General features: G+C 35.4%; 9 protein-coding genes and 1 riboswitch. Of the genes, 6 read left to right on the top strand and 3 right to left on the bottom strand.

Annotated elements, in window-relative coordinates; translation table 11 throughout:
- Positions 1–210: 210 nt before the first annotated feature.
- From A9G24_RS03670 to yihI, 3 genes are all read right to left on the bottom strand, one after another.
- Positions 211–1,023 carry a hypothetical protein gene (locus tag A9G24_RS03670; RefSeq protein ID WP_065637815.1) on the bottom strand — a complete coding sequence of 271 codons (813 nt, stop codon included), beginning with the start codon at positions 1,021–1,023 and terminating at the stop codon, positions 211–213.
- 200 nt (positions 1,024–1,223) lie between these two features.
- Positions 1,224–2,594, bottom strand: a complete 1,371-nt coding sequence (hemN, locus tag A9G24_RS03665; RefSeq protein ID WP_065637814.1) for an oxygen-independent coproporphyrinogen III oxidase — start codon at positions 2,592–2,594, stop codon at positions 1,224–1,226.
- A gap of 315 nt (positions 2,595–2,909) precedes the next feature.
- A complete protein-coding gene (gene yihI / locus A9G24_RS03660) occupies positions 2,910–3,401 on the bottom strand; it encodes a Der GTPase-activating protein YihI (protein WP_065637813.1) in 492 nt (163 codons plus the stop codon).
- Positions 3,402–3,571: 170 nt separating this feature from the next.
- Here yihI and coaA point away from each other — a divergent pair, with 170 nt between their 5' ends.
- From coaA to A9G24_RS03630, 6 genes are all read left to right on the top strand, one after another.
- A complete protein-coding gene (gene coaA / locus A9G24_RS03655; RefSeq protein ID WP_065637816.1) occupies positions 3,572–4,507 on the top strand; it encodes a type I pantothenate kinase in 936 nt (311 codons plus the stop codon).
- A gap of 21 nt (positions 4,508–4,528) precedes the next feature.
- Positions 4,529–4,957 (top strand): DUF1090 domain-containing protein, encoded by a 429-nt coding sequence (locus A9G24_RS03650; protein WP_065637812.1) that lies wholly within the window; start codon positions 4,529–4,531, stop codon positions 4,955–4,957.
- A gap of 159 nt (positions 4,958–5,116) precedes the next feature.
- A riboswitch (PreQ1 riboswitch) is annotated at positions 5,117–5,161 on the top strand.
- Between the two features lie 3 nt (positions 5,162–5,164).
- Positions 5,165–5,638 carry a preQ(1) synthase gene (gene queF / locus A9G24_RS03645; RefSeq protein WP_065637811.1) on the top strand — a complete coding sequence of 158 codons (474 nt, stop codon included), beginning with the start codon at positions 5,165–5,167 and terminating at the stop codon, positions 5,636–5,638.
- A 27-nt stretch (positions 5,639–5,665) separates the two neighbouring features.
- Positions 5,666–6,322 carry a 7-cyano-7-deazaguanine synthase QueC gene (gene queC / locus A9G24_RS03640; RefSeq protein ID WP_065637810.1) on the top strand — a complete coding sequence of 219 codons (657 nt, stop codon included), beginning with the start codon at positions 5,666–5,668 and terminating at the stop codon, positions 6,320–6,322.
- 46 nt (positions 6,323–6,368) lie between these two features.
- Positions 6,369–7,049 (top strand): 7-cyano-7-deazaguanine/7-aminomethyl-7-deazaguanine transporter, encoded by a 681-nt coding sequence (locus A9G24_RS03635; RefSeq protein ID WP_065637809.1) that lies wholly within the window; start codon positions 6,369–6,371, stop codon positions 7,047–7,049.
- A gap of 438 nt (positions 7,050–7,487) precedes the next feature.
- Complete coding sequence (locus tag A9G24_RS03630) at positions 7,488–12,647, top strand: alpha-2-macroglobulin family protein (protein WP_065637808.1); 5,160 nt, start codon at positions 7,488–7,490, stop codon at positions 12,645–12,647.
- The last annotated feature ends 73 nt before the right edge of the window (positions 12,648–12,720 follow it).

The following is a 12,720-nucleotide window of genomic DNA, read 5'->3' as shown; positions in this document are numbered from 1 at the left end:
TTTGCTCTATTTTTTCTGGTGTCGCTGGAGTTGGTTTTTTTAGCATAGAAGAACTTCTCTTATAATGGACTCCTCTCTATTAGATCAAAGAACTCGCCAAAAAGCGAGTTCTTTGTCATCAATCTGGGGGCGATTTTATCGCCCTTTTATTTATAAAATGTAAATAGCTAGATTTAAGCTGATTTCACTATTATTGATATCCTATCTAGATTAAGAAAGGGCTTCTGTTAATGCTTGAATTTCATTATCAGTAAAATCACAGCGCGTAAAGTCTTGATCAAGAAGAATAGGAATAGTGTTGCTTTCACCGACTACGGCCAACGCATTACATTTATTTTTAATCATATCACCTATAATGATTGGTCCACCGCCGTCTACGTGTTTATTAAAATGAGCTATACATTTAACATTTTTTCCTTGCGCATTGTTTGCACGATATAAAGAGGTTATCGTTTTACCATAAGATGCTAATTTAATCGGCACAATAACAGGGGTTAACTTTTGTCCGTTAATTTCATCGATAACTTTTATCATTTTATGTGTTCTTAAAAAAAGGACTAAAATCATCCACGTAACCACCAATAACAAAAGAGTAAGAACAGTCGTAGTCCAAAATAGATTCCGCATATTACTAATAGCTAAATCGATTGTTACTAGTGATGGATCATCGGCAGAAGCTACAGCTACTACTTTATAATTTTCTTTTGCTCCACCAAGGAAAACGTAATCACGCGTAATAACTTGTCCTTTATCTGTGGTAATTTTCACTGAACAATTATCAATTATACGCTTTGCACGGCATTTTCCTTCTACATCATAATCAACCACAACGGGATTACGTGATATTTTATAATCAGTAATTAATCCAGGATAATTTTTCAGGGCTATAAACATTGCTAACCCAAAGAAAAATATTGCCGCAAATATTCTTCTTATTTGATGTAATGAGCCTTCTTGCTTTAGCTTCACAACTTTTAAAGGGCGAGTTGGAAATACTTCTACTAATTTATTCATCAATCCCATTTTATAAATATACTCCTTATTAAAAATAAATATTTCATGTCTAAAGGTTAAGATTGTGCTATTAAAGGCTAACTTTTAATAACACGATAAAATGAATAAGTTATTACTTTCTTTTATTAAATTAGACGAAATCTTATCATAATATTTATTTTATAGGAATCACTCACGCGCTTTGCCATAATTTAAAAAACGACTTCAAATTAAATAACTCTAGAAAACTGCTGTTGCCTTGCCATTTTTCGCATATAAATATCAAAGCACATGCAAATATTGCGTATCAATAAATGCCCTTTAGGTTGAACTTTAATTATCTGGTCATTTACGGTGACTAATCCATCTTGTTGCAATGGCGCGAGTAGTTTTAAGTCTTCAGCAAAATAGTTATCGAACTGGATATGAAATTGTTCTTCTACTGCTTTTTTATCTAGATAAAAGTGGCAAATGAGTTGCTTGATTACATCACGACGAATGATATCATCCTGATTCAAATCAAATCCTTTCCATAATCCATGACCTTTTTGTTCAACTTGACTTTGATAGCTACTCAGATCTTTTTGATTTTGCGCATAACTATCACCTAACATACTAATGGCTGACACGCCCAGCCCAAGTAAATCCGCGTCCCCTTGTGTTGTATAACCTTGGAAATTGCGGTGTAATTTATTTTCTCGCTGAGCAATAGCCAGCTCATCGGCGGGTTTGGCGAAATGATCCATACCAATAAAGTGGTAACCAGCATCGGTTAATTTTTGGATGCTGGTTTGTAAAATTTGCAATTTTTGGTTGGCATTTGGTAAATCATCATCTTTAATTTTACGTTGCGCGGCAAAACGATCTGGTAAATGAGCATAATTAAATACACTTAAACGATCGGGTGAAATATCTATCACTTTATTGAGTGTTTCGGTAAAGCTTTCTACGGTCTGCTTGGGTAAACCATAAATTAGATCTAGACTAATAGAGTGAAAACGATTTTTTCGTGCCTGATTGATAAGAGAACGTATTAGTGTTTCATCTTGTTTGCGATTAATTAGATTTTGGATTTCGTGGTTAAAATCTTGAATCCCCATACTCAACCTGTTAAAACCAACACTCGCTAAGTGGTCGATGGTTTGTGGCGTAATTTCACGAGGATCGATTTCGATCGACAGTTCGGCATTATCCGCAAAATTGAAGTGCGTTTTTAGCGAAGTAATCAGGCGAGTAATTTCATCATCAGTTAAAAAAGTTGGTGTACCCCCGCCCCAGTGCATTTGTGTTACTGTGCGTTGTTTGAATAATTTTGCCCGTTCGGCAATTTCAATATCCAAAATATCGAGGTATTTGGTGACTTTTTTTGTTTGGCGAGTAATGAGTTTATTACAACCACAAAAGTAACAAAGTTTATGGCAAAACGGGATATGTACATAAAGCGATAATGGCTTTGTAGGGTAACGTGTGGCGGCCGATAAAAAGTCCTGCTTGCTAAATTCTTCATTAAATTCAAGTGCAGTAGGATAAGAGGTATATCTTGGACCTGAATAATTGTATTTTTCAATTAATACTTGATCCCATAATTGCGTATCAGCCATGCTTTTTACTTCCGTTTAAGTCTGTTTTTGGTATTGTTATTTTTATGAATTTTTAATATCGGTTTTTGCTGGTTCTTGATTTTTGTTTTAATTTTGATTCGATTGGTTTTATTTAAATATAACAAGGTGCAAATCAATAATCCAAAATATAAACTTAACATAATTAATATTGGCATTATGATTTGCTCGCTTTTAAGTTATCAATGGATTGAATAAAAGATAATAGTTTTTAATTTTAAATTATGAGCAGAAATTAAATGATTAGAATCATATTTCTGCTTGCATTGAGAAAATACTAATAACAGTTGTCTTTTATTAGTTTCGTTTTAATAAACTAACAATATCTTCTTTCTTTTCGTCTTCATCTTCAAAATCATCATCAGTATAACCAAGCTCTTGCATCAACTCATCAATACGATTTAATTTGCTATCAAGATAAGTTTGTTGATCTTTAGTGAGTTTGGTATTTTGCTCGACTAAATCCAGCAATATATCTAATTTTGGATCGTTTTCTAATTGTTCTAATTCTTGCTGTGGCGATAAAATCGATTTGATTGGTTTAGGTTGTTTAACTGGTTTTGTTATAGCGCTTGAACTTTCAACAACTAATGAAATCGGTTTTTTGCTGCCAATGCGTGGATCTTTGCTTTTGTTGGTCGAATTTTTATTTTTGTTATCATCTTGATTATTAAAACGAGAGCCACTTGGTAAGCCTTTGTGCTTACGTTTGCGCTTTAGTTCACGAGACTCTTCATTAATCTCTTGACGGCTTTTTTTAGTTTTTGGTTTCGATTTATTCTTTAACATATAATCTCTGTTTCATATTAGGGTTAATCATTTAACAAGTGTATTTTATCAGTAAGTCTTAAATATAGCTATGATGAAGCAATCATGCTAATTTAAGATTGTAAAAAAAGAGATTTATGTATAATCTGAGTCCAATAAATTTGTCAGATCGAATTAGAGAACAAAATAAAATGAAAAATCATTTGAGCCCTTATATGCAATTTAATCGTCAAGAATGGGCAAGTTTGCGTAATGCGGTACCGATGACGTTAACCCTTGACGAGTTAACTTCTTTACAAGGCATTAATGAAGACTTATCGATGGATGAAGTCAGTGACATCTATTTACCTTTATCAAGATTGCTTAATTATTATATTAGTAATAGCTTTAGCCGGCAGGCGGTACTGTCTAAGTTTTTAGGCAAAAGTCATAAAATTCCTTATATCATCGGTATTGCAGGTAGCGTTGCTGTCGGTAAAAGCACAACAGCAAGGGTATTGCAGGCGTTGTTAACGCGTTGGCCAGAGCATCGTAAAGTGGCTTTAGTCACAACCGATGGGTTTTTATATCCCAACAAATGTCTTGAAGAACGTGGAATAATGAACAAAAAAGGCTTTCCACAATCATACGATATAAAAAAACTGCTCAATTTTGTTGCAGATATAAAATCAGGACAAGCGAACGTTAAAGCTCCCGTGTATTCTCATCTAGTTTATGATATTGTCGAAGGTGAAGAAATGGTGATTGATAGTCCAGATATTTTGATTCTTGAAGGATTAAATGTACTACAAAGCACCTTGAATTATCCGCAAGCAAATAACCGTGTTTTTGTCTCTGATTATGTCGACTTCTCAATTTATGTGGATGCTGAAGTTTCGTTATTACATAATTGGTACGTAAATCGTTTTTTAAAATTTAGAGCGGGTGCATTTAGTGACCCGAACTCTTATTTTAACCACTACTCACAAATTCCAGAACAAGAAGCTGTAAACATTGCTAATCGCATTTGGCGTGAAATTAATGAATTGAATTTAATAGAAAACATCCTACCAACAAAGGAAAGGGCGAGTTTAATTCTGACTAAAGGTAAAGATCACAAAGTTGATTTGATTCAGTTAAGAAAATAAAGTAAAGGGGGGGAAATTGATATGAAATCAGTAATTCGAGTAATAACTAAAGTAACCATTATTACTTTGTTGGGTTTATTTTCGCTTGGTGCTTATGCTTCAGAACATGCTGAAGGATTAACGTGTGAAAGCAAAAAACAAACTATTGAAACACAGATTGAGTATGCTAAAAAGCATAATAACTCTCACCGAGTTAAAGGACTGGAAAAAGCATTACACGATGTCAATAAGCATTGTTCAAATGATGATTTAGAAGCTAAATACAAAAAAAATGTTAGCGACAAATCCAATAAAGTGGCAGAAAGGACTCAAGCGTTAGCGAAAGCAAAAGCAAAAGGTAATGAACATAAAATTGCCAAACAACAAGCAAAATTAGCCGAGGTTGAACAAGAACTCAATGAAGCTAAAACTGAATTAGCTAAATTTTATCAAGAATTAAAATTGAAATAAGCGGTAACACGCAGATTATTCATCCAATTCACTTGTTTTTCAACCGTGTTTTTATCATTAGCTCCATCAATGGTTACTGTTGATGGTGTTAATTTGGTATTTTGTATTAATCCTTGTCATACTAGACTTTTTAAAACAAAAAGAGTATGGTGTGCGCCTTGTTACGTGGTTCGTGAACCTCCCACGCTAAAAAACTAAGGAAACATTATGAGTAAAATTACACTACTAGGCGATCAGTCTGTTCGCTATCCTACAACCTATTGTCCTGAAATACTCGAAACGTTCGATAATAAACATCCAACTAACGATTATTTTGTTAAATTCAACTGCCCAGAATTTACTAGTCTTTGCCCTATCACAGGGCAACCTGATTTTGCAACGATTTATATTTCGTACGTACCCAATATTAAAATGGTTGAAAGTAAATCGCTAAAACTCTACCTATTCAGCTTTCGTAATCATGGTGATTATCATGAAGATTGCATTAATATCATTATGAAAGATCTGATTAAATTAATGGATCCTAAATATATTGAAGTTTGGGGTAAATTTACACCACGCGGTGGCATTTCGATTGATCCTTACGCCAACTATGGCAAATTAGGGACTCATTGGCAACAAGTTGCGGCTAATCGATTAGCTAATCACGATATGTATCCAGAAAAAGTGGATAATCGCTAATTTAATCCATCCAAATAGGAACCGTTAATGCAAACTCGTAAAGTACTCGTTATATTTTCTGGCGGGCAAGATTCAACCACCTGCTTACTGCAAGCCATTGCTGATTATGGACGTGAAAACGTTCAGGCAATCAGTTTTCACTATGGTCAACGTCATGCAATTGAACTTGAAAAAGCCAAATGGATCGCCAAAGATTTAGGCATAAAGCAAACTGTCATTGATACCTCTGTTATCAAACAAACCACGAATAATGCGCTTATTGACGATTCACAAGAAATTAAATCAGCTCAAGATGGCAATTATCCTAATACCTTTGTGGATGGGCGTAATATGCTCTTTTTACTGTTAGCTGGCTGCCATGCCAAACAGCAGGGGATTTCTGACATTATTATTGGCGTTTGTGAAACCGACTTTAGTGGTTATCCAGATTGTCGTGATATCTTTATTAAATCAATGAATGTATCAATGAATTTAGCCATGGACTATGCGTTTAATCTCATTACGCCACTAATGTATTTAACCAAAGCACAAACGTGGGAGATGGCCGATAAACTAGGCTATCTTGATTATGTCCAACAACATACCCACACCTGTTATTACGGCGTTGAAAGGGGATGTGGTCAGTGTCCTAGTTGTCTGCTGCGCGATAAGGGCTTACAAGAATATGTGGCTAAGGCTAGATAGATTTATTAATAACTGGGTTCTCTCACCCCATTAAAAAGGAAACAAGATGTACTTAAAGAATCAGTTCGAATCGATAGAAAAAAACTTTACCCGTGGGCAACAGCAAAAAGCGCTTTATTGGTTGGCTTTTTTTCACATTTTAGTTATTGCTTCAAGCAATTATTTAGTTCAAATCCCGTTTGATATTTTGGGTTTTCACACTACATGGGGGGCTTTCACTTTTCCATTTATCTTTTTAACCACCGATTTAACCATTCGAATTTATGGTGCAAGTTTGGCCAGAAAGATAATTTTTGTAGTAATGATACCTGCATTACTATTTTCATATGTGATTTCAGTGCTATTTTTTGAAACACATTGGGTTGGTTTGTCGGCATTGGCGGAATTTAATAGTTTTGTTTTTCGAATCGCATTAGCGAGTTTTGCTGCTTATTTAGTTGGGCAATTGATGGATATTACTGTCTTTAATTATTTAAGGAAAAATAAATCATGGTGGGTTGCACCAACAGCATCGGCTATCTTTGGTAATGGTATTGATACTATTGTTTTTTTTGCTATTGCCTTTTATCAAAGTAGCGATGAATTTATGGCAAATCACTGGGCCGAAATTTCGTTAATGGACTATAGTTTCAAAATTCTAATTTGCGGATTATTCTTTTTGCCACTTTATGGTGTGATTTTAAATTTTATTCTCAAAAAATTAGTCGCAACGCCAAAAAACAATTAATCATTAAAATCTAAATTTTAGTTACTCACCCGAACAAACATAAAACTCATTATTATTTTAGATGAGTTTTATGTTTAATACTGAAAAATATCCCCATAAAAATTTGATTTAATTAAATAAGTTATGTTTAACTTAAATAAAATCAACGACCTATCTGAATGATTTTTATGAGAAAACGTTCCAGTTTTCCAAAACATCTAAAGGCGAATAGGGTCATGAATTTGGCATCAGGATAAGCCGAGATCTGATATAGGTTGTTGCAAAAAGCAGTCAGAAAAGATATTGATTTTATAGATTTTTTATTTACTCTGTTTTTATACAAAAAATCATCAAACCTTATTAAACACCCTTTGCTAAAAGGTAAAGGGTAGTACATAATATGTGATTAAATTTTAGCTAAAGAAGATCAGCAAATAATAATTATATACGGGGTGGAAAATGCGATTAGTAAAACATTTAGCTGTATTTAGCTTGCTGTTAGTATTAGCTGGCTGTGATAATAATGACACTAAGCAAAGTGCAAGCGATGAACAACAAATCACCACACAACCAGCAGCAGAATTGATTGATAACAACGAAACAGCTCATGTTAGTGAGCTCAATGATGAAAGCAAAATAGCACAAGATGAACCAGCAAAACCTATTTTTAACCCAACCCCTGAATTAATCGAAAAATATCATGATAAAGCGTTAACCGTTATTGATACTTCTGAAGTCATTGTTGATGGTTCAAGTACATTGGTGATTACCTTTTCAGTGCCTTTGAATCCTAATCTTAATTTTTCTAATTTGCTTCGTTTAGTTGATCGCCAAGCTGGCAATGTTGACGGTACTTGGGAACTGTCAGATAACGGATTAGAGTTAAGACATCGATATCTTGAACCCAATCGTAAATTAGAACTGACAATTGATAAGATGTTAGCAGCAATTAATGGCAACAGTTTAAAAGAAGTCTACCAAACGGAAATTAAAACCCAAGATCGCAAGCCGATGGTGGGATTTGCTAGCAGTGGTTTTTTGTTGCCAAGTAAATCAATGAGTGGTTTGCCAGTTACCACACTTAATGTGGATAAAATTGATGTTAATTTCTTTAAAGTTAAACCTGAACAGTTATCTGATTTTATTGCTGATTATGGTTTTATTAACCAATTGACTAGTTGGAATGCAAAGAATATTAATAAATTTACTGATTTAGTCTATACGTCTCGGTTTGATCTGAATCCAAAACGTAATTCGCAAGAAACTGTTTTACTTAACCTTGCATCCATTCCACAACTTCAGCAAGAAGGTGTTTATCTTGCAGTTATGAGTCAAGCAGGAAGCTATGATTATTCAAATCCAGCATCGTTGTTTACAATCAGTAATATTGGTATTGCTGTGCATATTTATGAAAACGGTAAATTATCAGTCATTACTCATGGGCTCGACAATGGTAAACCGCTTGCTGATGTCAATTTATCGGTGCTATGTACCAAAAGTATTCGAGATAGCAATAAAAACTGTACAACTATTTCAGCCAAAACGGATGCTACAGGTTATGCTGAAGTGGCTTTACCAAGAGGCATGGATTATGGCTTACTTACTGCCAATGATGGCAAACAGATTTCGTTGCTAAATTTGGATCGCAGTGCATTAGATTTAAGCGAATATAACTTAACAGGTTCGGCTTTTTATCAAAAACAACTTTTTGCTTTTGGTCCTCGTGACTTGTATCGCCCTCAAGAAACGATCTATTTTAATGCGCTTTTGCGTAATGCCGATGGTAAGCCATTGCCTGTGCAACCGATTGTGGTTGATGTTATGTCTCCGGATAATCAAGTTGTTGAAACTTTCACTATCGATGCTAAAACTGATTCCAATGGTTTATATCAATGGCAATATGTTATTCCTGCCAATGTGGCAACGGGTAAATGGGCATTTCGTTTTAATTTAGGTGACGATAATTACCGTTATGCGTGGTTCCGTGTGGAAGAATTTTTGCCAGAGCGTATGGCAATGGAAATTACGACCACATCAAATAAACCTATTATGTTGGATAAAAGTATCAATTTTGATGTGAAAGGTTGGTACCTTTATGGTGCTCCTGCTGCCGGTAATAGTTTAGAGGGGAATGTTTTTGTTAAGAAGATCGATTCAATCCCTGAACTTGCCGATTATAAAATTGGTGATGTGACTGGCAGTAATCTTGCTCATCAACTTGATAATATTGAGACGGCTTTAGATAAAAACGGGATCGCAAAAGTTGTGATAGATACTAGCAATTGGGGTAAATTGGGCTCTCCAATTAAACTTATTTTGCAAGCAAGCTTACTCGATTCAGGGGGACGTCCTGTTACACGTTATGCCAGCCAGACTATTTGGCCAAATATGCAAATGCCAGCAGTGCGGGCGCTGTTTTCTCAATCGCCTTATTATGATTGGTCTTCGGATCGGTACGAAACCAGCCCGACAGTTGATAAAGGGACTAATGCAGAGTTTGAAGTCGCCTATGTTAACATCGATGGCGAGAAGCTGGCTGCAAATCATTTAAAGGCGAGAATTATTCGTGAACGTCGTAATTATTATTGGAGCTGGTCTGACGATGCTGGATGGCATCAAGAATACAATTCAAGTGAATTTGTTGCGCAAGAACAACCGCTTTCTATTGATGCCAATGGCACAACCAAAGTCAGCTACCAAACAGATGATTATGGCTCTTACCGTATTGAAATTGTCGATACTAAAAATAACATCACCAGTAGCCTACGTTTTAGAAGTGGTTACAATTGGGAAGATAACACTAATGGTACCAATGCTGTTCGCCCAGATCAGGTTAAATTAAGCCTTGATAAAACAGCCTATTCAGTTGGCGATACTGCTAAAATACATGTACAAGCACCTGTAGCGGGATCGGGTTATGTATCTCTTGAAACCAATGGCGGTATGTTATGGAAACAAGATATTACCGTTGATGAAAACGGACTTGATGTCGAAATCCCAATTCAAGATTGGGGACGTCATGATATTTATATTAATGCGATGATTATTCGTCCATCAACCGATGCAACAGTACAAACGGTTAAACGAGCAATTGGGTTGCTTTATTTACCCATTGATACCTCTGATCGTCAATTAAATGTCAATATCGAAGCACCGAAAAAGACAGAGCCTGAAAAAACTATTCCAATAAAAATTAAATTGGATAAAAAATCCATCCACAAAGATCGTAAGGTAACGGTATTGGTTTCGGCTGTGGATTCTGGCGTGTTGAATATTACCAATTTTGCTACCCCCGATCCTTATAGCGTGTTTTTAGGTCGTAAACGTTATGATGTTGATCTTTACGATGTATACGGCAAATTGATTGAAGGAAAAGGACGCAATGTGAATGTGAGCTTTGGTGGTGATGCTATGCTTGGCGCAGCGGGTGCAGGAGGCAAAAAAACATTAACCGAAGTCAATGTTGTGGCTCAACAATTACAAACTATTGATCTTAACGATGAAGGTGAAGGTGTTGTTGATCTAGTTTTGCCTAATTTTAATGGCGAATTACGCATCATGGCGCAAGCATGGGACGATAGTCGTTATGGCAAGGCTGAACAAGCGATGATCGTTGCATCGCCAGTGGTTGCTGAATTATCGACGCCACGATTTTTATCGGGTGGTGATCAGGCTATTTTGGCGTTAGATCTTAATAATCTAACCGAAAAAACACAAACAATGCAGGTTGATGTTTCAACGGATGGTTTGATTCATCAAAATACAGTTAAGAGCACGCCAATAACACTAGATAGTAAGCAAAGACAAATTATTCAAGTGCCGGTTGTTGCTGATTATGGCTATGGACAAGGTATTGTAACTATTAATGTCAAAGGGATTTTGTTAGATGATGGTTCTGATTACCAAATCAAACGCTCATGGAAGATTGGTGTTAGACCTGCTTATGCCGCAACAACGAAATATTATGCGGCAGCAATAAATGGTGGAGACAGTTGGATATTACCTAAAGATAGTATTGCTGAGATGATTGAAAATACGGTTGATGGTAAATTAATCATATCAGATCAACCGCCACTTAATATTGCTCAGTACATTAAAGAATTATTTGCCTATCCATATGGCTGCTTGGAACAGACCATTAGTGGCTTAATGCCGTCATTATATGCAAACCAAAAACAGCTTGCAGCTTTGGGAATTAAAACTGAATCGGATGAACAGCGACGCGAAAAAGTGCAATTAGGTATTTCGCGAATCTTATCAATGCAACGTAATAATGGTAGTTTTGGTTTATGGAATAACGAGAGTGCTGAAGAACATTGGTTAACCGTGTATGCGACCGACTTTTTATTGCAAGCTAAAGAACGTGGTTATAATATTAATAACGATGCGCTTAGTGCAGCTATTTCTCGTATTAGCCAATATATTTATGATGCTAATGCATTTAATAGCTTACACAACTATTATGACTATTCACAAGTAAGCGATTATACGCAATTTGCTACTAAAGCTTATGCTTTAGTGGTACTGGCAAAGCAAAATAAAATTACGGTACCAATGCGTAATGAGATCAATCGAATGTCTCAACAAATCACAGAAAGTAATTTTAAGGTGTTGTCACCATTACCTGTTGCTCAGTTAGCATTATCGGCCAAACTCGCTGGTTTTGATAATATCTATAACAGTTTGATGCTACATGTATTTACAACAAGTTATAATAATCAATATGCTTGGCTTGGCGAATATGGTAGTGCGATTCGTGATAATGCGTTAGTTTTATCATTGTTGATTGAAAACGGATTAAGTGTTGATAAACAAGCTGATTATTTAATTCATTTATCTGATTTGCTTAATGATACTCGTTATTTTTCAACACAGGAACTTAATGCATTATTTGTGGCAGGCTGGTCATTAGATCAACATAAATCTTCACACAAGTTTAATGTTGTAATTAATGAACAGTCAAATGAGGTCGATTCGACATTATCGCGTTCTTTTGGATTTGTTAATTTAGCAAGTGGCTTAACGATTTCAAATCCACAAGACGCACAGCCGCTTTATATCAAATTCACCGTGTCAGGCTATGGTAAAAACGCCCCCGCGCCAACCAGTGATGAAAATGTATTAACAATTAAACGTACTTACTATGATTTGAATGGTAATAAAATTCAACCCGATCAAATGAAGGTGGGGGATTTAATGGCAGTTGTATTAGATGTTAATTCACATAAAGAAGCTATGCATGATGCGTTAATTGTTGACTTTTTACCTGCTGGTCTTGAATTAGAAAACCAAAATCTAACCAATAGCAGTGTTAGCTTACAGGCGATCCCTGAATTAGCTAATTTGTTGAAAGATGAAGATAGCAATGATGTTAAATATCAAGAGTTTCGTGATGATAGATACGTCGCAGCCGTTGATATTAATCATTATATGAGTGAAGATACCTATCGCACTCGTGTTGCTTATTTAGTTAGGGCTGTGACGGCAGGTAATTATATGATGCCATACCCTTATGTTGAATCAATGTATCGTCCTGATAGGTTTGCAATTGGTCAATCTGTTGATGTCATGTCAGTTGTTGAGCGCAATGCAGAACCTAATGAACCAAAGCAACAATAGTATTAAAACATTAATTCAGATTAATGACTAAAAATATAAACAAATTGATTATCCGCTAACAAACGTTAGCGGT

The organism is Gilliamella sp. App6-5 (assembly GCF_001690525.1).
Taxonomy (GTDB): domain Bacteria; phylum Pseudomonadota; class Gammaproteobacteria; order Enterobacterales; family Orbaceae; genus Gilliamella; species Gilliamella apicola_H.
This window is presented reverse-complemented; position numbering and strand designations above follow the sequence as displayed.